27 protein-coding genes are annotated in these 26,317 nt (G+C 53.9%); 12 read left to right on the plus strand and 15 right to left on the minus strand.

What is annotated here, in order from left to right; all coding sequences use genetic code 11:
• Positions 1-82: 82 nt before the first annotated feature.
• From uxuA to ACT3XD_RS01210, 8 genes are all read right to left on the minus strand, one after another.
• Positions 83-1,258, minus strand: a complete 1,176-nt coding sequence (gene uxuA / locus ACT3XD_RS01175; RefSeq protein ID WP_192537043.1) for a mannonate dehydratase — start codon at positions 1,256-1,258, stop codon at positions 83-85.
• Positions 1,259-1,268: 10 nt separating this feature from the next.
• Entirely contained in the window at positions 1,269-2,741 is a 1,473-nt protein-coding gene (locus ACT3XD_RS01180; RefSeq protein WP_192537042.1) for a mannitol dehydrogenase family protein, read from the minus strand.
• A 2-nt stretch (positions 2,742-2,743) separates the two neighbouring features.
• Complete coding sequence (locus ACT3XD_RS01185; RefSeq protein WP_172116236.1) at positions 2,744-4,027, minus strand: TRAP transporter large permease; 1,284 nt, start codon at positions 4,025-4,027, stop codon at positions 2,744-2,746.
• Between the two features lie 2 nt (positions 4,028-4,029).
• Positions 4,030-4,611: a TRAP transporter small permease gene (locus ACT3XD_RS01190; RefSeq protein ID WP_172116235.1), complete on the minus strand. Its 582-nt coding sequence runs from the start codon at positions 4,609-4,611 to the stop codon at positions 4,030-4,032.
• Between the two features lie 96 nt (positions 4,612-4,707).
• Positions 4,708-5,676, minus strand: a complete 969-nt coding sequence (locus ACT3XD_RS01195) for a TRAP transporter substrate-binding protein (protein ID WP_192537041.1) — start codon at positions 5,674-5,676, stop codon at positions 4,708-4,710.
• 68 nt (positions 5,677-5,744) lie between these two features.
• A complete protein-coding gene (locus ACT3XD_RS01200) occupies positions 5,745-6,767 on the minus strand; it encodes a Zn-dependent oxidoreductase (RefSeq protein ID WP_192537040.1) in 1,023 nt (340 codons plus the stop codon).
• 30 nt (positions 6,768-6,797) lie between these two features.
• On the minus strand, positions 6,798-8,009 hold the full coding sequence (gene manD / locus ACT3XD_RS01205) for a D-mannonate dehydratase ManD (protein WP_018915609.1): 1,212 nt from the start codon (positions 8,007-8,009) through the stop codon (positions 6,798-6,800).
• The gene (locus ACT3XD_RS01210; protein WP_192537039.1) at positions 8,006-8,752 is read right to left on the minus strand and encodes a GntR family transcriptional regulator; all 747 of its coding nucleotides are present in this window, start codon (positions 8,750-8,752) and stop codon (positions 8,006-8,008) included. The genes manD and ACT3XD_RS01210 overlap by 4 nt, the downstream gene beginning before the upstream one ends.
• 115 nt (positions 8,753-8,867) lie before the next feature.
• On the opposite strand from ACT3XD_RS01210, the gene ACT3XD_RS01215 reads away from it, so the two are divergent.
• The 5 genes from ACT3XD_RS01215 to ACT3XD_RS01235 all read left to right on the plus strand — a co-directional run bounded on the left by ACT3XD_RS01215 (position 8,868) and on the right by ACT3XD_RS01235 (position 13,632).
• The gene (locus tag ACT3XD_RS01215) at positions 8,868-10,046 is read left to right on the plus strand and encodes an alpha-hydroxy acid oxidase (RefSeq protein ID WP_192537038.1); all 1,179 of its coding nucleotides are present in this window, start codon (positions 8,868-8,870) and stop codon (positions 10,044-10,046) included.
• Positions 10,047-10,349: 303 nt separating this feature from the next.
• Complete coding sequence (locus ACT3XD_RS01220) at positions 10,350-10,679, plus strand: four-helix bundle copper-binding protein (RefSeq protein WP_018915606.1); 330 nt, start codon at positions 10,350-10,352, stop codon at positions 10,677-10,679.
• A gap of 240 nt (positions 10,680-10,919) precedes the next feature.
• Positions 10,920-11,582: a transporter substrate-binding domain-containing protein gene (locus ACT3XD_RS01225; protein WP_318782737.1), complete on the plus strand. Its 663-nt coding sequence runs from the start codon at positions 10,920-10,922 to the stop codon at positions 11,580-11,582.
• Positions 11,579-12,556: a cation diffusion facilitator family transporter gene (locus ACT3XD_RS01230; RefSeq protein WP_018915604.1), complete on the plus strand. Its 978-nt coding sequence runs from the start codon at positions 11,579-11,581 to the stop codon at positions 12,554-12,556. Before ACT3XD_RS01225 ends, ACT3XD_RS01230 begins: the two co-directional genes overlap by 4 nt.
• Before the next feature lie 50 nt (positions 12,557-12,606).
• Positions 12,607-13,632, plus strand: coding sequence for a potassium channel family protein (locus tag ACT3XD_RS01235; RefSeq protein WP_172116228.1), 1,026 nt, complete (start codon positions 12,607-12,609; stop codon positions 13,630-13,632).
• A 51-nt stretch (positions 13,633-13,683) separates the two neighbouring features.
• Here ACT3XD_RS01235 and hmpA read toward each other — a convergent pair whose 3' ends face one another.
• Entirely contained in the window at positions 13,684-14,853 is a 1,170-nt protein-coding gene (gene hmpA, locus ACT3XD_RS01240; protein WP_172116227.1) for an NO-inducible flavohemoprotein, read from the minus strand.
• Positions 14,854-15,157: 304 nt separating this feature from the next.
• On the opposite strand from hmpA, the gene ACT3XD_RS01245 reads away from it, so the two are divergent.
• The 4 genes from ACT3XD_RS01245 to ACT3XD_RS01260 are packed head-to-tail and all read left to right on the plus strand — an operon-like array spanning position 15,158 to position 18,312.
• Complete coding sequence (locus ACT3XD_RS01245) at positions 15,158-16,069, plus strand: 3-keto-5-aminohexanoate cleavage protein (RefSeq protein WP_172116226.1); 912 nt, start codon at positions 15,158-15,160, stop codon at positions 16,067-16,069.
• Positions 16,066-17,022: an L-carnitine dehydrogenase gene (locus tag ACT3XD_RS01250; RefSeq protein ID WP_172116225.1), complete on the plus strand. Its 957-nt coding sequence runs from the start codon at positions 16,066-16,068 to the stop codon at positions 17,020-17,022. Before ACT3XD_RS01245 ends, ACT3XD_RS01250 begins: the two co-directional genes overlap by 4 nt.
• Positions 17,022-17,489, plus strand: coding sequence for a thioesterase family protein (locus tag ACT3XD_RS01255; RefSeq protein WP_172116224.1), 468 nt, complete (start codon positions 17,022-17,024; stop codon positions 17,487-17,489). The genes ACT3XD_RS01250 and ACT3XD_RS01255 overlap by 1 nt, the downstream gene beginning before the upstream one ends.
• Positions 17,479-18,312 (plus strand): alpha/beta hydrolase fold domain-containing protein, encoded by an 834-nt coding sequence (locus ACT3XD_RS01260; protein WP_172116223.1) that lies wholly within the window; start codon positions 17,479-17,481, stop codon positions 18,310-18,312. Before ACT3XD_RS01255 ends, ACT3XD_RS01260 begins: the two co-directional genes overlap by 11 nt.
• 9 nt (positions 18,313-18,321) lie before the next feature.
• On the opposite strand, the gene ACT3XD_RS01265 is transcribed toward ACT3XD_RS01260, so the two are convergent.
• From ACT3XD_RS01265 to ACT3XD_RS01275, 3 genes are all read right to left on the minus strand, one after another.
• Complete coding sequence (locus ACT3XD_RS01265) at positions 18,322-19,269, minus strand: ABC transporter substrate-binding protein (RefSeq protein WP_172116222.1); 948 nt, start codon at positions 19,267-19,269, stop codon at positions 18,322-18,324.
• A 112-nt stretch (positions 19,270-19,381) separates the two neighbouring features.
• Positions 19,382-20,353, minus strand: a complete 972-nt coding sequence (locus ACT3XD_RS01270) for a GlxA family transcriptional regulator (RefSeq protein WP_172116221.1) — start codon at positions 20,351-20,353, stop codon at positions 19,382-19,384.
• Positions 20,354-20,372: 19 nt separating this feature from the next.
• Complete coding sequence (locus ACT3XD_RS01275) at positions 20,373-20,666, minus strand: DUF333 domain-containing protein (RefSeq protein WP_172116220.1); 294 nt, start codon at positions 20,664-20,666, stop codon at positions 20,373-20,375.
• Positions 20,667-20,846: 180 nt separating this feature from the next.
• Here ACT3XD_RS01275 and ACT3XD_RS01280 point away from each other — a divergent pair, with 180 nt between their 5' ends.
• The gene (locus ACT3XD_RS01280) at positions 20,847-21,335 is read left to right on the plus strand and encodes a pyridoxamine 5'-phosphate oxidase family protein (RefSeq protein ID WP_172116219.1); all 489 of its coding nucleotides are present in this window, start codon (positions 20,847-20,849) and stop codon (positions 21,333-21,335) included.
• A 52-nt stretch (positions 21,336-21,387) separates the two neighbouring features.
• Positions 21,388-21,882, plus strand: coding sequence for a CAP domain-containing protein (locus ACT3XD_RS01285; RefSeq protein ID WP_225736051.1), 495 nt, complete (start codon positions 21,388-21,390; stop codon positions 21,880-21,882).
• A 37-nt stretch (positions 21,883-21,919) separates the two neighbouring features.
• Here ACT3XD_RS01285 and ACT3XD_RS01290 read toward each other — a convergent pair whose 3' ends face one another.
• The 3 genes from ACT3XD_RS01290 to ACT3XD_RS01300 form a co-directional block, all read right to left on the minus strand.
• A complete protein-coding gene (locus tag ACT3XD_RS01290; protein WP_192537037.1) occupies positions 21,920-22,408 on the minus strand; it encodes a CreA family protein in 489 nt (162 codons plus the stop codon).
• 61 nt (positions 22,409-22,469) lie between these two features.
• Entirely contained in the window at positions 22,470-23,807 is a 1,338-nt protein-coding gene (locus tag ACT3XD_RS01295; protein ID WP_192537129.1) for a Na+/H+ antiporter family protein, read from the minus strand.
• 550 nt (positions 23,808-24,357) lie between these two features.
• Entirely contained in the window at positions 24,358-25,998 is a 1,641-nt protein-coding gene (locus tag ACT3XD_RS01300) for a DUF4041 domain-containing protein (protein ID WP_192537036.1), read from the minus strand.
• Positions 25,999-26,229: 231 nt separating this feature from the next.
• On the opposite strand from ACT3XD_RS01300, the gene ACT3XD_RS01305 reads away from it, so the two are divergent.
• Positions 26,230-26,317 (plus strand): type II toxin-antitoxin system RelE/ParE family toxin (locus ACT3XD_RS01305; protein ID WP_444280537.1); only part of this gene is annotated, 88 nt, incomplete at its 3' end.

Raw genomic sequence — 26,317 nt, forward strand, 5'->3', positions numbered from 1 at the left:
TCCATTGAACAGTAATCAGACACTACCTTGGCTAGCCGTACGTTTTATTAGAGAAATCAGTTTCGCCAAGCCATAGCCAACTCTACGGAGATAAGCGACGAATCGCGAACTCCACGCCACGCAGTTCGGCAAGCCCACGCATACGGCCATAAAGTGGATAGCCCGGCGCGGTTTTACGCTGCTGATCGTCGAGAATATGGTGGCCGTGGTCGGGGCGTAACGGCAAACGCGCCCCGCCCTGTTTTTCACGGCGACGCTCTTCTTCGACCAGTGCCTGGATAACGCCGACCATATCAACGTTACCTTCCAGGTGCGGCGCTTCGTGGAACGAACGTGGGTCCGCCTCGCGCTTTGTAGCACGCAGGTGGATAAAGTGAATATGCGGAGCAAAGTGGCGAGCCATGGCAACCAGGTCGTTGTCTTCACGAACACCATAAGAGCCGGTGCAAAACGTTAGGCCATTGGCCGGGCTGGGCACATGCTCCACCACCCACTGTGCATCCTCATGAGTTGACACCACTCGCGGCAAGCCCAGAAGCGGCCGGGGTGGATCATCCGGGTGGATCGCCATACGAATGCCGACTTCTTCAGCCACTGGAATAATCGCCTGTAAAAAGTAGCCAAGATTTTCGCGCAGCTTTTCCGCATCAATCTCGGCATACTCCGCCAGCACATCCCGAAACTGTTCCAGCGTATAGTGCTCTTCAGCCCCTGGCAGTCCGGCGATCAGTGTGGTCACCAGCTTGTCACGGGCGGACTGATCAAGCGTCTCCAGGTAGCGTTGCGCCATATGCTTATCCGCTTCGCTATACTCAGCCTCGGCCCCTGGCCGCTTAAGAATAAAGAGATCAAAAGCAGCAAACGCGGTGTGATCAAAGCGCAGCGCCAGCGCGCCGTCCGGCAGTACATGGACGAGATCCGTGCGCGTCCAGTCGAGCACCGGCATAAAGTTGTAGCATACCGTGTCGATGCCACAGGCCGCCAAATTACGTAGCGTTTGGCAGTATGTGGCAATCAATGCATCGCGCTCGGGCAGGCCCTGCTTTATCGCTTCATGGACCGGAACACTCTCAACTACCGACCAGCTTAACCCAGCGGCCTCAATCATGGCCTTGCGCGCTTGAATCGCCTCGACCGGCCATACCTTATCGTTGGGTATTTCATGCAGCGCCGTCACAATACCAGTCGCGCCGGCCTGCCGGATTTCTTCAAGACGTATGACATCGTTAGGGCCAAACCAGCGCCAGGTATGTTCCATAGATAACTCCCTATTCTTCGATGCCTAGCGCTGCGAGCGCGGCGTTTAACCCGCTTTGCGTCAAGGCGCGATAAGCTGCTAGCACATCGTCAACAAATGACTGATTCGCCGCCAACGCAGATGGCACAATTTCATCAATGGCTAAAAAGGCGTTTACCAGCGCGACCGGGTGACCACCGTGAGTCTGGTGCAGCTCCGCAAACTGTTTGGCCATAGGGTCATCAACGGTATAGGGCTGGCCGTTTAGCGCTTGACCATCGGTATAACGAATCCATGCGGCCATGCCCAGCGCCACGCAGGGAGACGCCAGCCCGGTGCTAGCCCGCTCAAGCGCTCCGCTTAACCAGCGCTGGGGTAGCTTCTGGCTACCGTCCATGGCAATTTGCTGAAGCCGGTGGCGCAAGCTGTCATTGGCAAATCGCGCCAGCAGTGAATCCGCGTAGGCCGTCAAGTCAGTACCTTCGGGCATTTCAAGCGTGGGCGCGGCCTCTTCAAGCATATAGCGGCGCAATAGCGCACGCAGCGGCGTATGGCCCACACCGTCGAAGACCGTTTCAATGCCTTCTAGTGCACCAAGATAAGCAAGCAGTGAGTGGCTGCCGTTGAGCATACGCAGCTTCATGGTTTCAAACGGCGCTACATCGCTTACCATCTCGACGCCTTCAGCTTCCCAGCCAGGTCTTCCCAGCGGAAAGTGGTCTTCAACCACCCACTGTGAAAACGCCTCGCCCACCACGGCATTGGGGTCGTTGACGCCAAGCTTAGCAAGGCGCTCGAAGTCAGCGTCGGTCATCGCAGGCACGATGCGGTCGACCATCGAGCTCGGAAACGCCACCTGCTCTGCGATCCATTCAGCCAGCGCGGCACTGCGCTGTTCAGCAAGGCGCACAACCGCCATTCGGGTGCGCTGTCCGTTATGGGGCATATTGTCACAAGAAAGTACCGCAAACGGCTCGATACCCGCCGCATGACGTCTTGCCAGTGCTTCTACCAATAACCCAGGCGCCGTACGCGGCTGCTGAGGGGAGGCAATGTCACCCGAAACCATCGGGTCATCTACCCTTAGCTCGCCACTGGCCGGATTGAGAAAGTAGCCTTTTTCCGTCACGGTCAGGGTGACGATACGCGTACTCGGCGCCGCCAGACGGTCAAGCAGCGCATCTCTATCCCGCCCCCAGTTGCCCGAAGCATCGCGGCCTGAGAACAACGTTTCTTCAATCACGCCGATCTCGCGCAGCGTCAGCGTCTGACTATCGGCATATTCCGCCACCTGATAGCGGTAACCCGCCTTGCGCAGGTTATCTACCAAATCAACACTTGAGCGTAAATTGGCGCTACATACGCCCCACTCGCCATCGCCTGTGCGCTGGCGATAGCGCTCAAGATAAACCGCTTGGTGAGCACGGTGAAATGCGCCCAAGCCAAGGTGGACGATACCGATCTGACCGCTTTGCGACACGGCCTCAATACGTTGCACACTCATACCTAGTTACTCCCCATCAGCAGATTAGGCAGCCACAGCGAAATAGCTGGTACGTAGGTCACCAGCATAAGTACTGCCAGGTTGCACAGCAGGAAAGGCACGATTGCGCGGGCAACCGTCAGCATAGGCAGCTTGCCAATACCGGCCACCACAAACAGACATACGCCCACAGGCGGTGTAGTCAGACCGATCATCAGGTTGAGCACCGCGATTACGGCAAAGTGCACCGGATCCACGCCGACACCTGTGGCCACCCCCACCAGCGCGGGGAAGAGAATGATCAGCGCGGCGATGGTTTCCATAAAGGCGCCAACGAACAGCAGGATCAGGTTGAGAATCAGCAGCACGATCAGCGGGTTTTCGCTGATGGAGAGAATCAGCGTGGCGATCATCTGGGGTATCTGCTCGCTGGTCAGGATCCAGCCGAACAGGTTGGCCAGGCCCACCATCAGCAAAAGCGCTGACGAGGTCAGAACGGTGTCCACCAGAATGCCCGGAAGCTTGCGCCAGGTAAGCCCCTTGTAGACATACATGCCTACCACCAAGGCGTAAAGACTGGCCACAATCGAAGCTTCGGTAGGCGTAAAGAAGCCGCCGATGATGCCGTAAAGAATGATCACGGTCATCAACAGTGCCCAGAAGGCTGTTTTCGCTTCACGCAGAAGCTGCAGGACCGGCACCCGTTTCTCTTTTGGATAGCCCCGGCGCACGGCGAGAATGTACACCGTGATCATCATGGCCAAGCCCATCAAAAGGCCGGGGACCGCGCCTGCCAGAAACATCCGTCCAACCGAAATACCGCTTAACGAGCCTGCAATAATCATCGGCACGCTGGGAGGAATAATCGGCCCAACGGTAGATGAGGCGGCGGTAACGGCAGCGGCAAACGGCTTGTCGTAACCCGAGCGCGCCATGCCGGGAATCATCACCGAGCCGATACTCGCCGAGTCCGCCACGGCGGTGCCGGAAATACCGCCAAAAATCATTGAGCCGCCCACGTTGGCAAGGCCCAGGCCGCCGCGAATATGTCCAAGCAAGGCATTGGAGAAGCGCACGATGTGCTCGGTAATATTGCCCACGTTCATCAAGTTACCGGCCAGCACGAAGCCCGGAATACACAGCAGAACGAAGGTGTCGATGCCCGCGTACATGCGCTGGGGCACGATGGTCAGCGAAATGCCTTCCATCAGTAGATACGACATTGAAGCGATACCGAGCGCAAAGGCGATAGGCATGCCCACCAACAGTAGTATCAGGAAAACGCTGAATAAAATAATGACTTCCATGCTTACGACTCCTGTTCACGAGAGGCAGAGGAGCGACACATTGCGATGATTCCCTCAAGACATCCCAGTACGCTATAAACCAGGAGCAGCGCAAAGGTGACTACTGTTGAGAAAAAGATGTACAGCATGGGCACCCGCAGTGTGGGGGATGTCTGCCAAGTGCCGTTCTGGGCGTACTGCCAGGCATAAGGCAGCACCAGAAAAGCAAACACGCCGATCATCAGACAGATCAGCGCTTGAAACGCCGCTTTCATGCGCGGGCCAAGCATATGATGGAAAAGCTCGACGCTGATATTACGGTGTTGGCGCATGACTACCCCAACCGACAGCGCCACCATATAGATAAACAGATAGCGCGAGAGCTCTTCGGTCCAGGCGATGGAAAACGGCAGGAATAACCGTGAACTCACCTGCAGCAGCACCGTAGCGGCAATCGCGACCAGCGCCAGTACTGAAAGAGTAAGAAAACAGGCATCCACCCAGCCTATCAGGCGCCCGATGGGGCCTTGCAGCTTGGGCACCGCCGACATCGAATCCAGACTCTCCAACGCTTCTTGTTCAAGCGCTTTTTGATCCGAGCTCATAAACGTATCCTCATGGGACAGACTGCTCTTGCAGACAGAACTTGCAAACTGAGAATGGGCTGGCACGCGGCCAGCCCATTCTCACTACCAACCGTCTTACAGGTCTTGAATGGCGTCGAAGATTTCACGCTGTTCAGGTGTCAGGGCTTCCAGCACCGCCGGACGGGCCGCTTCAGCGAAGGCATCCACGTCTACTTCGATGAATTCCATGCCACGCTCTTGAAGGGCTTGCTCCAGGCGCTCCTGGTCTTCTACAAACAGCTCGGACTCGTAAGCCTGCATGGTATCAGCCGCGTCGCGCACTACCTGCTGAAGCTCTTCAGGCATTTTTTCAAGCTGATTACGGCCAATCACCACGTAGATCCAGCTGCGCACGTGACCGGTCATGTTCACGTAGTCCTGAACCTCATTGAAGCTGGCGCTTTCGATCAGGCTCAGCGGGTTTTCCTGACCTTCCAGGGTGTTCTGTTGAAGCGCGGTAAACACTTCGCTGAACGCCATTGGGGTAGGACGTGCGCCCATCGCCTGCCAGGTATCTACAAACAGCGGCACGTTAGGCACGCGCAAGCGTAAGCCGTCCAGGTCATCCGGCGTGCGGATAGGTCGATTGGATGTCAGCTCGCGAGGGCCACGTTCAAACCAGGCTAGCGGCACCAGATTGGTACGCTCGATGATCTGCTCTTCAATCTCGGCACCGACCTCGCCGTTAACGACGGCATGCAGATGCTCAGAATCCCGGAAGGCATAAGGCACGGCCATCATGGCCGCCTTGGGCGCCCAGTTTTGCAGGCTCTCGCCGGTAATCGTCATGTCCGCTGTGCCCAACTGAATGCTGTTGATCACATCCATTTCATTACCCAACTGCTCGCTGGGGTAAAGGCGAACTTCAATGCGTCCGTCAGAGTTGGCTTCCACCTCCTCCTTGAACTTCTCGGCGGCCTGGTGCCAGATGTTCTGCTCGTTGGCAAGATGCCCAAAACGCAGCGTGTAGTCGGCGGCCAGCGCCGATTGCGCGCTGAATACCATCGTTGCAAGTACTGCACTGGTTAACAGTTTCTTAATCATTTTATCGCTCCTGCACTTCTGCATTGTTGGTTGTTAGTGCGTGTGGTTAAGATGAGTTGGCGTGTCCTTCAGGGATTGATTTGGATCAACACCTTACGGGCTTCTTCAGGACGGTGATCAAGCATATCGATGGCGCCGGGCATCTCGCTTAGCGGCAGTCGATGGCTAACCAGCGCCAGAGGGTCCAGCTTGCCGCTTGCCATGAGCGCAAGCACCTCCGGAAACTTACGATTGTTGAGCCGCGAGCCAACCAGGGTCAGCTCTTTCTTGATCACTTCAAGCTGTATCAAATCGCTTGGCTGGACGCTGAAACCGAGCAGGCCGATGCGCCCGGCGGGCGATGCCAGGCGCAACATCTGAGGCAATAGCGCCGGCACGCAGGCGGCATCAGCAATCAGCGGCACGCCCTCGCCTTCGGTCAGTGCCAGAATCTCTTTTTCGACATCCTGAGTGCGGCTATTGAGCACGTGGGTCGCCCCCAGCTCCTTGGCCGCGGCCAGGCGCTCGTCGATCACGTCGGTAACGATAATCTCGTCGATGCCCATGGCGCGGGCCATCTGCAGGATAGTCATGCCGATCATACCGGCGCCTAGAATCAGAAGCCGATCACCGCGGTGCGGCTGCATGCGGTCCAGCACGTTCGCGGCGATGGTGTAAGGCTCCACCAGTGCGGCGGCGTCAAGCGCAATATGCTCGGGCACCTGGTGCACGTTGGCTGCCGGCACACAGACGAACTCCTCAAAACCGCCGTTACGGTGCACGCCGATCACTTCCAGAGCGCTACATACGTTGGGTCGATTAATGCGACACGGATAGCAGGTGCCGCAACTGATGACCGGGTCGACACAGACGCGATCGCCGACGCTTACATCCGCTACGCCCTCGCCCAGCGCCTCGATGACGCCAGCAAACTCGTGACCGGTGATGCGTGGAAAGCGTACGAAAGCGTTATCGCCGTGAATGATATGCATGTCGGAACCACAGATTCCGGCAAACGCTACGCGTACCAGTACCTCGCCCGCCGCCGGGGAGGGAATTTCAACCTCGGCAACCTTAAAATCGTGAGGCGCGTTGACCTGAAATGCTTGCATGGATGCGAAACTCCTTACCCGTTCTTTAGGTCACCAATGCCAGAGGGTGCCATCTTCCAACCGATTGACCGGCAGACTGGCGCGCTTGTAGGGGTACTGTTTGGCAAGCTCTTCGTCGATATCCACGCCGTGCCCCGGCGTTTCACCGACGATAAAGTGGCCATCCTCAAAACGATAATCGTGAGGAAACACTTCGTTAGTCGCGCTGGTGTGAGGCATGTATTCCTGAATACCAAAGTTAGGTACCCAGGTATCAAAATGGATAGCCGACCCCAAGCAAACCGGGGAGAGATCCGTTGGCCCGTGGAAACCGGTCCGCACATGATAAAGGCCGGCTAAATCAGCAATGCGGCGCACATGAGTGATACCGCCTGCGTGAGTGAGCGTGGCGCGAATATAGTCGATCCACTGGTTTTCAATCAGCGCTTTGGCGTCATGTATGCTATTGAACACTTCACCCACGGCCAGCGGTGTGGTGGTGTGCTGGCGTATAAGCCCAAACGCTTCCTGGTTTTCAGCAGGGACACAGTCCTCAAGCCAGAAAAGATGATAAGGCTCAACTTCCTTGCCCAGGCGGGCGGCTTCAATGGGCGTCAGACGATGGTGTACATCGTGCAGAATATGCAGGTCATCACCGAAGCGCTCGCGTACGGCGGCAAACAGTTTGGGCACGTGGTTTAGATATTTGCTGGTGCTCCACACATGCTCGGCGGGCAAATCGGCATCCGCAGGCTCGTAGGGCTCGCCATCTTTCTTGGCCACACCATAAATGCTCGCAATGCCGGGTACGCCTGCCTGCACACGCACGGCTTTGTAGCCTTCATCCACATGGCGGGCGACTTCTTCAAGACACGACTCGATATCGCGTCCCGTCGCGTGGCCATACACCATCACGCGCTCGCGGCTCTTACCGCCCAGCAGTTGATAGAGCGGCATACCCGCGAGTTTCGCTTTAATATCCCAAAGCGCCATGTCGACAGCGGCAATCGCGCTCATGGTAACCGGGCCACGACGCCAGTAAGCGCCACGATACAAGTAATGCCAAATATCTTCGATACGCTGCGGGTCACGGCCAATCAAGGCAGGAATGACGTGCTCATCAAGGTAGGCCACTACGGCCATTTCACGGCCATTGAGCGTGGCATCCCCGATACCGTAAGTTCCTTCGTCAGTCACAATCTTTAAGGTGACGAAATTGCGCCCCGGCGAGGTGACAATAGTATAGGCATGTTCGATTTTCATGGAGTTGCCTCCTCAATGAGGGATACCGTTTCCTGAGTATCGAACATCTCGGGAAACCGCTTTACTAAATCGGGTAGCGAAACAAAAATCTCACGCAGATGGCGCCGCATGGCCTGCTCGGCCATTGCTATATCGCGGTCTTCAATGGCAGACACAATATGGGCGTGCTGGTCGATCAAACGGGCGATGGGGGTGGTATCAGGAACGCTTAAGTAGCGTACGCGGTCCATCTGAGCTCTTACCTCTTCAATGACTTTCCAGGCGGCCTGCTGCCCAACTGCCAGCGACAACGTCTTGTGAAAACGCTCATCCAGCCGGTAAAAGCGAATGGTGTCGTGAGGCTCAATGCAGCGGCGCTGGCGCTCAAGTAAGTCATGCAGCTCTGTGAGCACATCCGGCGCAAGCCCCTTGGCCGTTGCCTGGCGCACCACGGCCACCTCCACCGCTTCACGTACAAAACGTGCTTCCAGCACCGCGCCTTGGGATATCTTGACAACATAGGTGCCACGCTGAGGCCTGACTTCGACAAGTCCCGCCTCCGAAAGACGGATAAAAGCTTCACGTACCGGCTGGCGGCTGACCGAAAAAGCATCCGCTACTTCTTTTTCAGAAAGCGCTTTGCCCGGGGGCAGCACCATCTGAATGATGGACTGGCGCAATACCTGGTAAAGACGCTGACGAACCGACTCGGTCTCCGACGTCTCCTGCCATAGCGCCTGTAGCGTAATATTGATATTGCTCATTTGCAGCAGCCTGAATTAAGGGGGCCTGTCGCCCTAACTGATATGACTAGTATGGTAGTATGGCAACGCAAACAAAAGCCCTTTAAACCTATACTTTGGTTGCAGGTGAATCACCATGAAACGTCCGCTTTACTCAGGCTCAAATTATAAAAAAGCCCTAAACATTCATGATTTAGAACGTATCGCCAAGAAAAAACTGCCGAACTTTGTATTCGAATATGTTTATGGCGGCAGCGATGATGAACATACGCTGCGTCATAATCGCGCCGTGTTCGATCAATATCTGTTTGAACCTAAAACGATGACTAACGTAGGTGCACGCGATTTAAGCACGACATTGTTTGGCCGCTCTTACCAAATGCCATTGGCGATTGGGCCAACGGGCTTTAACGGCATGCTGACGCGTGATGGGGATTTAAAACTAGCCTATGCCGCCCGTGATGCCGGCATTCCTTTCGTGCTAAGCAGCGTTTCAACTACACGCCTTGAAGACATCGCTGCCATCGAAGGGCTTACCGCCTGGATGCAGATCTATTTTTATCGTGACCGCGACTTTGTTAAATCGATGATACAGCGCTGTGTTGATGCAGGCTTTGAGGCCATCGTTGTAACGACAGACAGCGCAATTTACGGGAATCGCGAATGGGATGTACGCAATTTTAGCCGCCCCATGAAACCCTCCCTGCCCAACCTGCTTCACCTACTCACCAAACCAGGCTGGATGAGCGATGTGCTGATACCCGATGGCCTGCCTACGTTTAAAAACCTGGATGATTTGCTGCCACCCGATAAACGTAACGCTCAAGGTGCTTCACAGATAATTGGCCCGCAGCTAGACCCATCGCTCAACTGGGAAGACATCGCCTGGCTCCGTGATTTATGGCCAGGCAAGATCATTCTAAAGGGAATTATATCGCCGGAAGAAGCTGAACAGGCCGTACGGTTGGGTATCGATGGCATCGTACTTTCCAACCACGGTGGACGACAGCTTAATCACTCGCTCTCACCCATGGATACACTGGCCGAGGTTAAAGCTTTTACAGGCGAGCGCTGTCATTTATTCGTGGATAGCGGCTTTCGACGCGGCACCGATATTATAAAAGCGTTGGCGCTAGGAGCAGACGCCGTGTGGCTTGGAAGAGCCACGCTTTATGGTTTAGCGGCTGGTGGTCAGGCGGGTACGCAGCATGCGCTTAATCTACTGCGAGGAGAAGTAGACAGGACCTTGGGCCTGTTAGGGTTCACTACTATCCAGGATTTAACCTCTGCTTGCTTGAGCAAACGTAAACTTTGAGTTTATTCATCTATTCAAGATTGCAAGAGCGCCGCTGGACGACCGCTCTTGCCTTTAAAATCAGGTTACTTAAATATCCACTAAGTCGCCTACTTGGACGTTAGACCTATTTTTAAAAGCGCTTCAGAAAATAACAACAAACAAAATCATTGAATTTAAAACAAGTTAAACATTATTTAATCTTCTGCAAACATCTAACCCAGCCCCTATTATTAACTGACTTATAGAATGAAAAACTAGCCCCTTATTATTTTATAAACGGCGCCCGGCTTAAGGACGTATATTTAACAGGAGAGGTTTACTATGAGCATACAGAATTTTAAAGAGTGCATTGAAGCCTGCAATATATGTGCGGTCTATTGCGATAATTGCGCTACTTCCTGCCTTCAGGAACCCACTCTTGGCAACATGGCGGAATGCATTCGCCTGGATATACAGTGCGCACAAATTTGTCGCCTGGCCGTCGCCTTTATGGCCCAAGGCAGCGAGTATGCTCAGGACATCTGTCAGCTGTGTGCGGATATCTGTCAAAAGTGCGGCGACGAATGTGGGCAACATGAAGCTGATCATTGCCAGGAATGCGCTCAAGCGTGCCACCGCTGCGCCAGTCTATGTGCATCAATGGTGGCCTAAACCGAAATCTCAGCCAGAACCCACATACCGTTCTGCTTTAGCAATTAAGTTGAAAAACAGTTCAATACGCCTAACTTATGAGGTGAGCAGGGCTTGAGCGAACCCATGCTCACTTTTTTTATAGGTTTTATTTATTAGCTATTATATAGATTCCCTCTTAACGGAAGCGGCTTAACGATGCAAAGCAAGGACAGCTTTATAACATTCGTTTTTCGGCCCAGCAGACTGATCATTTTGGCGGTGTTAGCTTTGGCCGGTTGCCGTTACCCGGTCAATATTGAGCGCCCCATGGCAGATATGCAGGGCGGCGAGCTGAACATTGGTCTTTCTGAGAATCCACCTTGGGTCATTAATACCGACCAGGGTCCGGCCGGGCTGGAAGTCGAAATAATCCAGGCGCTTGCGGAAAATATGGACGCCACCATCAACTGGCACTGGGATAGCGAGGGCAATCTGTTAGCAGCGCTATCTCACTACCAGCTGGACTTGGTGATCGGTGGCCTTACCCAGGATTCAAATGTAAGCGCGCTCGCCGCGCCCACTAAGGCTTACTATAAGAGCCGCTATTTAGTCGGCGTGCCCGAGGGCACCCCAATACCCAGCAACCTGGAAGGTGTTGAGGTGACCGTTCCGGTTGTTAACCATATCGCTCGCGCGCTTAAAAAAGAGGGTGCAATCCCTCGCCCTACCCCAGACCTTGGCACTCAAAATGAAGCGGTCGCCAACCCATCATGGTGGCTTCATGCGCATAACTACCAAATAGGCGACTGGGAAATCGCGACCGATCAACATGTCATGGCGCTGCCCAAAGGCGAAAATGCCTGGATGCTTGCCGTGCAACGGCATTTAAATAGCTACCCTGATATTGAACAACGCCTTCAACGCCTGGAGGCAGGCCGATGAAAATACGCAAGCTATATCACCTGCCACCGGATAAGCAGCAGGATCTCAACTATCTCATTCGCCTTGAATGGTGGAATTTAGCATTTCGTATTTCCATTGTATCGGTGCTCGCGCTGGTACTGGGAAACAGCCAGGCAATGAAAGTCGCGTGGCTGGAAGACATGCTGTCGCTCATTCCGCCTATTGCCTTCTTGTTGGCCGTGCGGTTTCGCAAACGTCCGCCTAATGAGACATACCCCTATGGGTATCAACGCGCCACTATTATTGCCTTTTTATGCACGGCAACTGCGCTAAGCGCGATGGGACTGTTTCTACTGGGTGATTCGTTGCTTAAGCTTGTCCATCAGGAACACCCGAGTATCGGCGCCATTACCTTGTTTGGTGAAACGATATGGATGGGTTGGGTGATGGTTGGCGTGCTGATTTACAGCGTTATTCCACCTGTCATTATCGGGCGCTTACAGACCAAAGCCGCGGCAAAAGTGCATGAGAAGACCGTGTTTGCCGATGGGAAGATGAGCAAAGCCGACTGGATGACAGGGATGGCTGCCATCGTTGGTGTACTGGGTGTGGGAGCCGGCTTTTGGTGGGCGGACGCAGCGGCTGCGGCCATTATCGCCCTGGATGTTACCAAGGATGGTATTACCAATTTAAAAGAAGCCGTAGGCGACCTACTTGACCGCCGCCCTCACTTTACCTCTCGCGAAAAACCGGAATACATGGAAGAAGCGCTGGAAGCCGAGCTTCGGGCCATGCCCTGGGTAGCCGCCGCCTCAGTACGCTTACGCGAAGAAGGCCCAATCTTCAGCGGAGAAGCCTTTGTAACCCCGCATAGTAACGATGACCTGGCGCGCCATCTTAAAGAGGCCTCACAGCACCTTAATAATTACGACTGGCGTATTTATGAAGTCGTCGTTACTGCCTGGCCTAATGAGGAACACATACCTTCTCCTGCCAACGCCACCCCGCCATAAACCAATATGGCCGACTAACGTCGTTATAAATGATCGAAAGGACGCTCTATATGACAGAAAGCACACTGGCTGGCGTGATAGGCGTTCTTCTTGTTGCGCTGGCCAATTTTGATGCCATTCGTACCACGCTTTCCGCCTCTCACTCAGGGCCCGTCACCAATCGCTTGATTAGTGGTGTTTGGTCGATACTGCTATTGATTCATCGAACCCGGCGCTGTCATTGGTTACTCGCCGCCGCGGGCCCATGGATAACGATCGGGCTTCTTTTAGTCTGGGTAATAACGTTATGGCTGGGCTGGCTATTGGTTTTCTGTGGCGGGTCAGATGCTGTTGTGAATGCCAACACCCAGGCATCGGCCAGTTTGGTCGAACGTATCTACTTTACCGGTTATACCCTTACCACACTGGGCTATGGCGATTTTGTGCCGGGTAATGATCGCTGGCGCCTGGTCCCCACCTTGGCAGCAGCCAATGGCTTTTTCCTGTTTACGCTGTCGATTACTTACATGCTTAATATCGTTTCTAACGTTACCCAAAAACGTCACTTAGCGCTGTCTATCAGTGCGCTAGGCGAAAGCCCGCTAGAAGTTCTTAACACCACCCATGACAATGGGAAATTTACCAGCTTAAGCCAGCAGCTATCGCCTATTCAGCAAACTATCAGCACACTTGGCCAACAGCACCTCGCCTACCCTATTCTTCACTATTACCACGCGGGCAGTAGCCAGAAATCACTCCCGTTAGCGTTAGCGCGGCTTTATCAGGCGCTCATACTGGCAACCATCGCCAATCCTGACCTTAGCGCTGCCACCCACACTCAGTTCACTATAACGCTGCGCGTCATCGATCAATTTCTTGATACGTTGGATAGTGCGTTCATCCACGCCGCACCGCATTTGCCGCCTTTTCCAGCTCTTGAGGCCTACAAGACCTTACCGGGATTCGATGCATCACAAAAACAGATGCAGGAGGGATTAAGCGATCACTCTCAAAAAGTACTGCTCGCCTATATTCAGAAGGATGGCTGGGAGTGGGAAGATATCTGGCAGTTAGCCGAAGAGAAAAGTGCCTCATAAATTCGAGGCCGCCCCCCTCACACTAAGCTACATGTGAAAGGGGCGGTTTGGCTAAGCGGCGTTTAGCGCTTTGGCCGGGCCGAAATGCTCAAAGTGACGATGGGTCTCCGCGACACCCAAAAGCTCCAGACTCTGGTTGATCGCCGCCATGAAACCATGGGGGCCAACGAAGTAGCAGCGGCTGTTAGGTGCTAGATACTTGGCCAGCACGGCTTCATTTATCCGGCCCTGATGGTCCCCCTGGCTGCCCTGTTCAAGCACGGTAACTGCGGTCAACTGATCAGGGTTGGCGGCGGCCAGCTCATCAATAGTTTTGGCAAACGCACGGCTATCCATATCGATAGCCGCATGCAGGTAGGTAACCTGGCGACCCTGGCTAAGCGCCTGTTTGGCAATCGGCAACAGCGGTGTCTGGCCGATGCCGCCGCTGATCAAGAGCAGAGGCTCGTCACCTTTCTTGAGGGTCAACTCACCGGCAGGGGGTAATAGTTCGATCACATCACCTACCGTCAGCTGGTCATGGAAAAAGCGGCTGGCCACACCGTGCGGTTCACGCTTGATGGATAACCGGTAGGAGCGGCCGTTGGGCACATCAGAAAGACTGTAATGGCGGGACGCTTGTACGCCGTCGATATTCAGCTTCACCCCGATGTACTGCCCCGGCGAATAGTCGGCCACCGGGCCACCATCTTCAGGCTCCAGAATGAACGAGCGGATAACACGGCTCTCCTGATGCGTAGCGGCAATACGAAAACGCCGCGTGCCCCGCCAGCCGCCGGGCAGCTGTTCAAACTCCTGGTAACGCTTGGCTTCCAGGTCGATGAGAAGATCGGCAAGCTCTTGATAAAGCGCGCCCCAGGCATCGGCCACCTCTGCCGTCACGGCGTCGCCAAGCACCTCACAGATGGCAACCAGCAGGCACTCGCCCACGATCGGGTAGTGCTCGGGCTGGATATCCAGCGACACATGCTTGTTCACCACGGTTTCCATGATCTGGCGCGCCGTTTGCGGATTCTGGCGCACGCCCACATAGGCAAGAATCGAGGCCGCCAGCGCGCGCGGTTGCCCACCGTCTTTCTGGTGTGTCTGGTTGAACAGTGACTTGACCTGCGGGTAGCGTTCGAACATCAGCGGGTAAAAACGCGCGGTAATCGTGTTGAGATGTTCCGCTACCACGGGAGCCGTGGCGGCAATGATCTGTTCTTGTGCCTGTGTCAGCATAATGGCCTCTTTTCAACGTCCTACTAAAGATTCATATTGAATACACCTTTAAAATATCAGGTTTTGCCGAGCCAATGTATGAGCTGCGTCAATAAAACGCTTTTGCGTAAAAAGCGGTTATACCCCTTTTAACCACGGCACTACAGGCAAAACGAAATCATTAAAACAAGCGCTTCGCTAGTGCTTATAGCAGTGCTTTATTGTCGCTTGCTGTATTTACAGTGTCGCCTTAAGTCAATAATCAACCATCTACGCTCGCCATACTGATGTTCTTTACGAATATCAGTTTTAAAAGGAGCAGCGTATGAATCGCAACGTAATTCTGACGTGTGCAGTCACCGGCGCAGGCGATACGACCGGCAAAAATCCTAACGTTCCGATTACGCCCAAACAGATCGCGAACGACTGTATCGCTGCGGCAAAAGCAGGCGCCAGCGTTGCCCATATACATGTACGTGATCCGGAAACCGGTGGCATCAGCCACTCACTAGAGCACTTTCGTGAAGTGATGACGCGTGTGCGCGAGGCTGATGCCGACATTGTGATGAATATCACAGCGGGTGGCGGTGGTGATTGGATTCCCGACACTGAAGACCCCACTCGAGGCGGCCCAGGTACAGACATCCAAACACCTGCGCAGCGCCATGCTCCGGTAGGTGAGCTGCTGCCAGAACTGTGCACCCTGGACTGCGGCAGCCTTAACTTTGGCGATATGGTGTATGTAAATACCGCTGACTGGCTTCGCGAGCATGCCCGCCTGGTACAGGCTGCAGGCGTTAAGCCCGAATTGGAGTGCTTTGATCTTGGCCATGTATGGTTTGCCCGCCAGTTGCAGCAGGAAGGGCTTATAGATGGTGATCCCCTTTATCAGCTCTGCCTGGGCATTCCCTGGGGTGCGGAAGCAGACCCCGAAACAATGCTAGCCATGCGCAACAAATTACCCGGTAGAGCGCACTGGGCCGCATTTGGCATTGGCCGTCATCAAATGCCGATGCTCGCTCAGGCCATGCTTTTGGGCGGCCATGCGCGCGTCGGGCTAGAGGATAACCTCTATTTAGAGAGAGGCGTTATGGCGACTAATGGGCAGCTGGTTGAAAAGGCCGCCACGCTCATTGATAACCTTGGCGCCCGCATAATGTCTCCCGCCGAAACTCGCACCCAGCTTAAGCTACGCGACCCGAACACAGGCACCATCGTCACTGGAGGTGATGCATGAGCCACCAACTCGCGGTGATTGGTACGGGTGTTATCGGCAATGGTTGGATTGCCCGCGCACTTGCTCAGGGCTGGGAGGTCGTCGCTTTCGATCCTGACCCCAGTGCTGAAACGCGCACGCGCGTCTTTGTTGAAAATGCCTGGCCTTCCCTGACACGCCTCGGTCTGGCAGAAAGCGCCAGCCTTGACCGGCTGCGCTTTGCTGACAGCCTTGACGCCGCTGTAGCCAATGCAGATTTGATTCAGGAAAATGTGCCGGAACGCTTGGCACTGAAGCGCGATATTCTTGCCAATATCGACGCTGCTGCAGCAGAGAACGTTATCATTGGTTCGTCAACGTCGGGCTTCAAACCGAGTGACCTTCAGCAAGCCTGTACCAAGGCGCCGGGCCGAGTCATCGTTGCGCACCCCTTCAACCCGGTTTACCTGTTGCCGCTGGTGGAGTTAGTCGGTGGCACTGACACACAAGCAGATCAGATTGATACAGCCCAAGCGCACTACAAGGCGCTAGCCATGCGTCCACTGGTGGTGCGCAAAGAGATTGAAGGCCACCTTGCCGATCGCTTGATGGAAGCCCTTTGGCGGGAAGCCCTTCATTTAGTCAATGATGGCGTTGCCACCACAGAAGAGATAGATGCCGCCGTGGTTTACGGCTGCGGCCTGCGCTGGCCTCTGATGGGCACCTTTCTTACCTTTCACTTGGCAGGCGGTGAGCAGGGTATGCGACATATGCTTGAACAGTTTGGTCCGGCGCTTAAACTTCCCTGGACGAAGCTTGAAGCGCCAGAGCTTACCGATGAATTGATTGATCGTGTGGTTGAGGGCTGTGAACACCAGGCCGCAGGCAGGCCGGTCGTGGAACTTGACCGCCGGCGTGATGATTTTCTGGTAGAGCTACTTGATCTCGTTCAAAAATATTGGCCCGAAGCCGAGGGGTTGGAGGGACGCATTTAATGGTCATACTGGATACCAAGGTCGCCGCTGAGTGGGTTGATTACAACGGCCATATGAACGATGCAGAGTACGCCAGGGTATTCTCCCTGGCGGTGGACGCCTTGATGGTACACATTGGCTTGGATGCAACGGGGCGGGACCACCATCGCTATACGCTGTATACGCTGGAAACCCACCTCTGCTATCAGAAAGAAGCCCATGAAGGCCAATCCATGCAGGTAAAAGTGACGCGACTGGATCACGATGCCAAACGCCTGCATATCTTCTTCGAGCTAGTGGATGCAGACAATAATCTCTTAGCGACCAGTGAGCAGATGCTGATGGGCATCAACCAGGAAACCGGGCGTCCCAGTGGGTTTCCTGAGCCCATTTCCCAGGCAATTATCAACCTACCCAGCGCCGCAGCTGGGGAATGGCCTGGACTTGCAGGTCGTACGATTGGTATTCCTCGCAAAAATGCTTATTAGCGATTTTATTGCTCGCTTTGAGGCGGGCTTAGCCAGACTCGAACAGGCGTCGATCCAAGACGCGCGCCGTCACTACGATGATTTATGTCAATCGTTTGCGCCAGCCGACCCGAAGGGTATGACAGTGGCGGATGACTACGTGGCGGGCGTTCCCGTAAGGCGCTTCTGCCCTGCTGTTGCGCCGCCTGAACAAATCGTGTTTATTCACGGCGGCGGCTTTACGATTGGCTCAGTACGCAGTCATCATGGCGTTGCGGCCAGTTTGGCCGATCAATTAAACCGCGAAGTGGTCAGCATCAACTATCGGCTGGCCCCTGAGGCGTGCTACGCGGCTATGCTCAGCGACTGTATCAACGTAGCCCAGGTGGTTAAACCCATCGCGTTAGTCGGCGACAGTGCGGGCGGGCGTTTAGCCATGGACATGGCACCTTTACTTAATAAAGCCATGAGTAACCAACCGCTGCTGGGGCTGATCTACCCACCGGTTAACGGCCTAACCGAACAAACGCTGGGTCCCGATGGTCCGCTGCTCAGTCGTCAGGATGTAGTACTGTGTTTATTACCGCTGTGCCCAGCCCTTAACTCACCCTGTTTGACCCCTGCCCCGGCTTCCCAAGTGGAAGTCCTGGCGGTGGAACACGATCCACTCACGCTGCCGCTTGAAACAACCGTGGCGCGTTGGCGCGCAGAGGGAGTTCAGGTGGGTTATCACCATGCCGCTGCAATGGTACACGGCTCCCTTCACGGCCATGCCATGCTGCCTGAAATGCAAAACGCCTGGCAAGATTTCTGCCAGGCGTTACGATCACGGTTACCCCGTTAAACAGACCTGTTATTGGTAGGCGGCCCGCACGGCTTCAATCGCAGAAGTACCATCTTTTGCCTCAACGCCTTCTAGCCAAGCTGCAACGGTATCCAGGTTCTCGGTGATCCATTCCTGGGCCACCTTATCTGCTGGGAGATCGTCATAGCTATAGCTGTATACCCAGGCGTTTTGATCTTCGATATCGACCACGTACTGAGAAAGGAAACGATGTAGCTGCGGATCTTCTTCTGCCATGCTTGCTGGCACAACAGTCCAAACGGTACTCTCAATCTGGGCGATGCCCGCATCGTCAGCGTCATCAAGATACGCGAGATCAAAACTCACGTTCATCCAATGTGGCTCCCAACCCACAAAGGTAACCCACTCTTCATTGGCTATCTTCTGCTCAGCCTGCGCCAGCATGGCAGCGGTTGAGCTCTCACGCAGGCTCCAATCGCCCAAACCAGCAGCATCGTTGTCAATGGCTGCCAAAATAGCCGTATTAATTCCCGTGCCCGCTTCAATGCCCTGAATTTCACCGTCGAAACGCTCACGATGAGCGTCCAGGTCGGCGACTGACGTGACACCTGCGTCATATACGTATTGCGGTACAACCAAGCCTGAATTGGCACCCTGAATATTGGAAACCAGCTTTTCCACCTTGCCGTTCGCCACCAGCGGCTCCACCATCCCGGTCTGCACGGGATACCAGCCACCCAGATAGACATCGACATCGTTGCGGGTCAGCCCTTCAAGAATCACGCTGACCGCTAAATCTCGCTGCCGGGTTTGGTAGCCCATGGCTTCCATCAACTGTGAAGCTACTTCAGATTTAACCGTTACCCCCGGCCACGGCGGAACGCCAAAACGCACCTCATCCAAACCGGCCGTGGCCGAGCCAGCCATGAACAAAGCGACTAAGCCTGTAGTGCTTAGCGCATAGAAACGTTGTTTAGCCTGTAATGCCGTCTTCATCAATTTATCCTTATAGGGAGATGTATCTTACCAGTCTGCCCAGTAAGCCCCTCGACACACGACATAAAGCGACATATAGAAGACATTACACGACAACAAGACAAATAAGCGCTTAGTTGCCAGCATGGCGACGCACTTCAGCGGGCGAAAGGCCAAAGTGGGCACGAAATGCGCGGGCGAAGCTTGAACTGGATGTAAAGCCGCAGGCAATACCAATATCAAGCACCCCCATTTCCGTTTCGTTCAACAGTCGCTGGGCGCGTTTTAGCCGCAATTGCTGGTACCACTGCCGCGGGGAGGTATTCAGCTGCTGTTCAAAAAGCCGCTGCAATTGTCGGGAGGATACCCCGCTACGCTTGGCGATATCAGCTAACGGCAGTGGCGCCTCAAGATGGCGCTCCATTAACGATACAGCTTCGATAAGGGGACGATGATGAGTACCCAGCCTGCGCGCTAATGACATTCGCTGCTGATCGCTACGGCTACGTAACCGCTCATGTATAAGCTGCTCGGAGACATCAACTGCCAGTTTGGTCCCATGGCGTCGAGCGATAACTTCCAACGCCATATCCATTGCTGCAGCTCCCCCCGCGCAAGAGAAGCGACGCTCACCCAGCTCAAATAATTCATCAGAGGTTTCAATCATGGGATAGCGTTCACGAAAAGCTGGCAGGCTTTCCCAATGCAAAGTAATACGTTCGCCTTTCAGTAGCTTGGCGGCTGCAAGCAAAAAGCCGCCGGTGTCCAACCCGCCGAGCGCGCACCCGGCTTGATCCAAACGATGCAGCCAAGCCATCAACGGTCGACTTAGATGTGCCTCAGGATCAAAACCACCGCATAAGGCTAGTGAAGGTAAATCCAACGCGCTCCCTATCGGCTGATCCACCAATAATGCCATCTCATTGCTCGCGGTTACGGGTCCGCCATCAAGGCTAAACAGTGTCCACTCAAATAGCGTTTTACCACTGATGCGATTGGCAATCCGCAGTGGCTCCACTGCGGAAAAGAAAGCCATCATGGAAAAGCGTGGGAGTAGTAAAAAGCCGATGCGTTCAGGCAAAGGTCCTGAGTAGTGCAGGCGCAAGGTTATCCCTTATAGTTAATTAGTCGTTATCAAGGCGCTCTGAGCGATAAAGCATCCACTCGTTTTCGAGCTGCCCACCCGGTAAGCGGCAATAGCGACCGCTGCCCAAGCGTGTTTCCTGTACCTCGGATTGCCCGCCAATGCTTTCACAGTACTCAGTGGCCGCGCCCCGCATGCTGGTTTGCGTATCAGCGCGCTCTCCCGTGGCGCAACCGCCCAGCAGAAACATGCCAATCAGAATAGAGATATAACCGGCCCCTTTCACACCAGGGCTGATTGGTCTCGATCTTTTTAACCTTGCATCTACGAACATGGCAGCCTCCTTTGGCAGTCTACTTTGGTAGCCGTTTGCGAATTTTCACTTTAGCCCTGCCGGCTTGCTACTGCGAGCTCACCAGCATATTTGCCGATATCACCAATGCTGGCTAGGCTATTGTTAGTCCTACGGAAGGACTGGCTAATCAAAGTATTTATTCATAAGGAGAGTGACGCTATGTCCAGCCCGGAACATAAGCAGAAGATCTGGAAGATGATCAAGGATATCAAGGTAGGCATGCTGGTGACGCTGGACCACGATACCCCGCGCGCGCGCCCCATGCACCTGGTGCAGGAAGAGTATGACGGCACGTTGTGGTTCTATACCCGCCGTAGCGCCGAAAAAGTCTTTGAAGCCAAAAGTGATCACGACGTATGCCTGAGCTTTTCCGATCAGGAAGACGGTGTATACGTTTCGCTATCAGGCAAGGCCAACCTAAACGATGACCGCGAGCTGATCCATAAGTACTGGAACCCCTTCGTGGCCGCCTGGTTCCCGGAAGGCAAGGACGACCCGGACGTCACGCTTCTGGAAATCAAGGTAGAGATGGGCGAGCACTGGAAATCCAAGGAGAGCAAAACCTACCAGCTCTACGAGATTGCCAAGGCCAACCTCAAGAAAGATGCCAAACCGGATCTTGGTGAAAATGAAAAATTCGGTGGTTAATTCCGCTATAAAACGCCCTGCCCCCAGGGCGCTTTTCCGTTTAGCAGCCTTGATGCTACTGGGTACCGGAGCAGCCTGGGCCTCTGATGATGCGCCGCAAGGCGGCTCATCCAGCAACTGCGAACCTACCGAGCAGCAGCAGGAAATGCTTTCACTGGTTAACGAGGCGCGCAGCCAAACTCGGCAGTGCGGCAATCAGTCGTTTGATTCGGTAGTGCCACTGACCTGGAGCTGCAAACTTCATGCGGCAGCCAAGGCGCACTCGGAAGATATGGCCGAGAACGAGTATTTCAGCCATACCAGCCCTGAGGGCGTTAGCATCGAACAGCGCGTGGAAGAGCAAGACTATGTATGGCGCGCAGTGGGGGAAAATATTGCTGCGGGCCATATGTCAGCCACTGCCGCCGTCGACGGCTGGCTGGAAAGCCCCGGCCACTGCAGCAATATCATGAACGGCGCCTTTACCCAGATGGGCATGGCCAACGCCGACAACCCGGAATCCCGCTACACCACTTACTGGACCCAGGCACTGGGCCAGCCCCGCTAACCAAACTGAATGCGTCGGTTCACATGCCTGCACCAGGTTACTGAGTCGGCGCCAGATCCCCATAGTGAACCGCCGTTATCGCATTCTTCGGCGACCCATCCACCAGTTTGGTGCTGTAAGTCAGGTATACGAAGGTTTCGGTTTCAGCGTCGTGCATGCGCACTACGCGCATATTCTTGAATAGCGCTGAACGGCGCTGGGTAAACACCACTTCCTGCTCTTCTACCTCCGCCGGGTTAAACACGATCTCGCCCGTTTGCCGACAGGCAACGCTCGCCTCACTGGCCTCTTCGGCAAGCCCCACTGCACCGGAGATCCCGCCAATCTGAGAATAGGAAATATAGCAGGAGATACCCTGCACCTTGGGGTCGTCAAAGCGCTCAACTTCAATGGTGTTATTTGGCCCCAGCATGCGGAACTCAGTGCGCACACTGCCAATATGGGCATCCTGGGCCAGCAGCACCGAAGGCAATAGTGCCAACGTAAGCGCAAGCAGCTTGATGGCAATACGTTTGGAGAAAAGCATGGTTAGCTCCCTTTGCAAAGTTGGCTGATGAAAGAGCAGGTGGCGCGTGAATCTTCAAGCATCACAGCATCAGTGCCGCAATCCAAGCAAATATCAGCATGCCAAAATTGGCATGAATAAACGTAGGAATTACGCTATCGCTGATATGATCGTGTTGCCCATCGGCGTTGAGGCCAGCGGTAGCACCTAAGGTAATAGTAGACGCCGGGGAACCCGCATCACCCAGTGCCGCGGCAGCCCCTAACAGGGCAATCGTCGCGACCGGCGAGAAGCCTAGCGTGATTGCTAAAGGCACATAGATAGGCGCAAGGATAGGCACGCTAGCGAAAGAGTCACCAAATCCTATGGTGATAAACAAGCCAACAACAAGCATTAATGCCGCGCCAAGCACCATATTGTCGCCAATGAAATCAGCCGTCGCCGACACCAGGGGCGCAATTTCATTCGTTGCGTTTAAAATCCCGGAGAAGCCGGAGGCAAACGTAATAATCACGGCAATTTGCGCCATCATGCGTAAGCCTTCCGTGAAAACATCGTCCTGGTCACTCCAACGAAAGATGCCTGCCACACTCAAAATCATAAAGCCGATCATTGCCCCGATTAACAGCGAGTCAAACTGTAGTTGGCAAATCAGCGCCACTACCAGGGCTGCTACCGTAAAGATAATCTGTTTAAAGTTAAGCGGCTTTAAGGGTGTTTCAGTTTGCAGCGTGGTGGATGGCGCCTCCTGGTAACGACGCGGCTTACGATACGTATAAAAAACGGCCACGAGCATACCTAACAGAATGCCCATTACCGGCAGCGCCATTGCTTTCAGCACCATGCCCGGTGTTGCGGACATCCCATAGGCCTGGCCAACACTATTAACGTTGGCTAGCAGTATTTCATTTAAATAAATGGCCCCGAAACCCGTGGGCAGCAACAAGTAGCTAGCGCTCATCGAGCAGGCAAGAATGCACGCAATACCACGGCGATCCATACGCAGCTTGTTCATCACCCCGAGCAATGGCGGGATAAGGATAGGGATAAACGCTATATGCACAGGCACCAGGTTCTGGGACATGATGGAAGCGGCGACCAGCGCTAAAAGCAGCATCCACTTTACGCCTTTATTGGTGGCGCCCACGTTAAGGTCAAGCTGTGAGGCGATCTTATAAGCAAGCAGATCCACCAAACCACTGCGGGCAATGGCCACCGCAAAAGCCCCAATCATGATGTAGGTAACCCCAACCTGAGCACCCATTAACAGGTTGTCATTGAAGGTATCCACGGCCTCGCTCATGGATAGCCCGCTATGCAAGGCCCCCAGCAGTGCCGATGAAATCAGGGCTATCGCCACCGGGATTTTCAACAGACACAGCATTACCATCAGCAAGATAGCCAAAACGATCGCATTAATATGGTAACCAAACGCTATGGATACTAAATAAATAACCGCAAATACGCTTAAACAGGGAAGCGCCCTTCGGCTCATGAAGTTATCTTGCCCAGTTTGTTGGTTTAGCGTTATAGCGTTCGCCATTTGAAAAGGCTTCCTTTTATACAAGTATTATTGGAACAGTGGGCGCGCTTTTAACCCTTATTTTCTGGATCATTTTCCAGAAACGGCACGCCAAGACCCGCCCCACGATCACTGCCGGGCGACATCATACCGGCATCTGTACGACGCATCATCAATAAAGGGGGTACTGAGATGGGGATGTTGCTCGGTAATGCGAACACCCCGCACAAGGACGGGGCGTAGGTCACATACCAGCATCTTTTGCCTATGTGGCGTCGAGATCGTCCAGGTTGGGCACATACTCCATTTGCGCTTCAAGCTCTTTTAGCCGACGAGTGAAGCCTAGGCCGAATGCTTGCTGTGGTTACATATAGCGCCAAGGCTGCTACCGTAAATAGCCTCATCCACACTCTTCGTTCTTTCGTCGCTTAGCGTTAAGCCATCAACACTACGATACGGCTTGCAACTGCTTTCCTGCTAGAGCAAGCGACTCTCTGTATTCCCACGCCTCCGCGGCCATCGTCCAATGAACCTCGGCTTGCTGACTATCCACCACTTCTCGAACTTCAGTGATAGGGACTTGGAAAAACTCCTTACGTGCATTAAGCCGGTTTACTTGGCGGTTAGCGAATCTCCGGTGAAGCTCGCGTTCTAAAGAGGGAGCGTCGTCGGAATAAATCATCGCATGCACATCAAATGAGAATGGCACGCTGGCATCACCAAGCTCTTTAACGCGATCCAGGGGCTCAAGCCGCCGGGTCATGCCTATTTTGAAAACATTTTCGCCAAATGAGCCAATGTTTGAAATTACGTAAACGTGACCACGCCTTGTCTGCTGGGCCATTGAAATTGCACGCTGGCCGCGCGCCTCTGATTCTTGCAGTTGAAGCTCAAGCTCTGCCAAGCGAGCCTTATAACCTTCGCGTTCAGCCTCACTGGCACTCTCGAGTTGCTTTCGAGCCTCCGCCATCGCTTTGGCGAGCATTTTCTCTTCTTTTTCAGCCTGCTTTAGAGCCTTCTCGATATCCCTGCGGGCCTTTTCTTCTTCGCGCATTTGCTCACGGATTTCTCTCTGCTCCTCTTGCTCAATACGCTTCAGCTCCATTGTGGCTACGGCCCACTTCAACTCTTCTAGGCGCGCTTGCAAGTATAGATCGGTGATTCGAGCGTTTTTAAAGGGCTGTCCATTATGGTTTACCAGCGCAAACGCATCGAGAATGCCTTGTTTCAGTTTGCCGTAATTATCATGCTTAACTTTAGACAGGATAGAATCGACCTTGCCATTGAAAGCATCAACTGCAAAGTGGATGGCGTATTCTCTTCTTGTTTTCTCAACATAATCACAGCCGCCAGCCCGGCCATTTTTTGCCATGTCTGCACTATGCTTACGTGATTGCTTGAGTTTTTGCCCGGCATCTTTATGTGAAAAATCTTCGGCCAAGTCGTCCAGCAGGCTTGCGTTCGGAATGATGTAATCATCGTGATAGCCCTCGATGACATTCTTCATGGCCTTTGCTGTTTGCTCATAGAGCTTGGCGTTTTCCACCGCTTTCAATGCATTTCCAGCGGTTTCCTCGGCCTGAATGCGGGCATGAGAAATGATCTTTTCGGCTTTAGCGTGAGCCTCTTGGATGAGGCTTTGTGATTTAGATTCTGAAAGCCTGACTTTGTCACGAATTTCAGATGCTTCTCGCCGCGCTTCTGCAATTATCTGAGACCGCTTTTCATCAGCATTTTGCTTGATACTGGCGGCTTCGAATTCAGCGTTCTCTTTTCTGCTGAATGCGGCTTTTAAATGGTTTTTGCTTTCACGTTCAGCGTCTTGCCATAGCTGTCCGGCTTTTTTCTTTGCCTCAAAAACGATACGTTCTGCTTCTAACTCTGCATCCTCAATCGCTTGATACTTTGATAAGCGCTCAAGAGCGGCGTCTAGCTGGCTTATCTTATGGCCTCGTTCTTCAAGCGCTGACGTTATAACAGCCACTTGCTTATCTGCGCTTTTTTTCTTTCTCGCAATCACCAGGGCGGCAATCCACCCAGAGAGCACCAAGCAGCCGAGAATCACTAAAACAACTTTCGAAAATTCCATCCAAATCCCCTAAAAGCATTATCAGTTGCGCATCTACGGGCGCTCTAATCAATCTTAGCTTTAAAGGGGAGGATGGCGCTATTGCGACTGCTGTATATTTAACAGAAAGTTGAACCTATACCGCTATGCGGTATAACGGGTTAGCGAGGGGACTATATAATCGATGCATCAGCATCTGAGGCTGACTTGAGAGTGCCGCCCGGCAACCGTTTCGAGCACTAGAGCGGGAAACTGTCCCATTTGTGTTCGATCCAAGTAAACAAGCAATATCGCCTGATCTTCGCGTGGTCTAATGGTCAGGCTAGCGATATCTATCTAG

The organism is Halomonas sp. AOP7-B1-5 (assembly GCF_052353045.1).
Taxonomy (GTDB): Bacteria; Pseudomonadota; Gammaproteobacteria; order Pseudomonadales; family Halomonadaceae; genus Vreelandella; species Vreelandella colorata.

Coding starts and splice junctions, on each gene's coding strand:
- uxuA (WP_192537043.1), bottom strand. CDS start 1,258: ATGGAACATACCTGGCGCTGGTTTGGCCCTAACGATGTCATACGTCTT.
- ACT3XD_RS01180 (WP_192537042.1), bottom strand. CDS start 2,741: ATGAGTGTGCAACGTATTGAGGCCGTGTCGCAAAGCGGTCAGATCGGT.
- ACT3XD_RS01185 (WP_172116236.1), bottom strand. CDS start 4,027: ATGGAAGTCATTATTTTATTCAGCGTTTTCCTGATACTACTGTTGGTG.
- ACT3XD_RS01190 (WP_172116235.1), bottom strand. CDS start 4,611: ATGAGCTCGGATCAAAAAGCGCTTGAACAAGAAGCGTTGGAGAGTCTG.
- ACT3XD_RS01195 (WP_192537041.1), bottom strand. CDS start 5,676: ATGATTAAGAAACTGTTAACCAGTGCAGTACTTGCAACGATGGTATTC.
- ACT3XD_RS01200 (WP_192537040.1), bottom strand. CDS start 6,767: ATGCAAGCATTTCAGGTCAACGCGCCTCACGATTTTAAGGTTGCCGAG.
- manD (WP_018915609.1), bottom strand. CDS start 8,009: ATGAAAATCGAACATGCCTATACTATTGTCACCTCGCCGGGGCGCAAT.
- ACT3XD_RS01210 (WP_192537039.1), bottom strand. CDS start 8,752: ATGAGCAATATCAATATTACGCTACAGGCGCTATGGCAGGAGACGTCG.
- ACT3XD_RS01215 (WP_192537038.1), top strand. CDS start 8,868: ATGAAACGTCCGCTTTACTCAGGCTCAAATTATAAAAAAGCCCTAAAC.
- ACT3XD_RS01220 (WP_018915606.1), top strand. CDS start 10,350: ATGAGCATACAGAATTTTAAAGAGTGCATTGAAGCCTGCAATATATGT.
- ACT3XD_RS01230 (WP_018915604.1), top strand. CDS start 11,579: ATGAAAATACGCAAGCTATATCACCTGCCACCGGATAAGCAGCAGGAT.
- ACT3XD_RS01235 (WP_172116228.1), top strand. CDS start 12,607: ATGACAGAAAGCACACTGGCTGGCGTGATAGGCGTTCTTCTTGTTGCG.
- hmpA (WP_172116227.1), bottom strand. CDS start 14,853: ATGCTGACACAGGCACAAGAACAGATCATTGCCGCCACGGCTCCCGTG.
- ACT3XD_RS01245 (WP_172116226.1), top strand. CDS start 15,158: ATGAATCGCAACGTAATTCTGACGTGTGCAGTCACCGGCGCAGGCGAT.
- ACT3XD_RS01250 (WP_172116225.1), top strand. CDS start 16,066: ATGAGCCACCAACTCGCGGTGATTGGTACGGGTGTTATCGGCAATGGT.
- ACT3XD_RS01255 (WP_172116224.1), top strand. CDS start 17,022: ATGGTCATACTGGATACCAAGGTCGCCGCTGAGTGGGTTGATTACAAC.
- ACT3XD_RS01260 (WP_172116223.1), top strand. CDS start 17,479: ATGCTTATTAGCGATTTTATTGCTCGCTTTGAGGCGGGCTTAGCCAGA.
- ACT3XD_RS01265 (WP_172116222.1), bottom strand. CDS start 19,269: ATGAAGACGGCATTACAGGCTAAACAACGTTTCTATGCGCTAAGCACT.
- ACT3XD_RS01275 (WP_172116220.1), bottom strand. CDS start 20,666: ATGTTCGTAGATGCAAGGTTAAAAAGATCGAGACCAATCAGCCCTGGT.
- ACT3XD_RS01280 (WP_172116219.1), top strand. CDS start 20,847: ATGTCCAGCCCGGAACATAAGCAGAAGATCTGGAAGATGATCAAGGAT.
- ACT3XD_RS01285 (WP_225736051.1), top strand. CDS start 21,388: ATGCTACTGGGTACCGGAGCAGCCTGGGCCTCTGATGATGCGCCGCAA.
- ACT3XD_RS01290 (WP_192537037.1), bottom strand. CDS start 22,408: ATGCTTTTCTCCAAACGTATTGCCATCAAGCTGCTTGCGCTTACGTTG.
- ACT3XD_RS01300 (WP_192537036.1), bottom strand. CDS start 25,998: ATGGAATTTTCGAAAGTTGTTTTAGTGATTCTCGGCTGCTTGGTGCTC.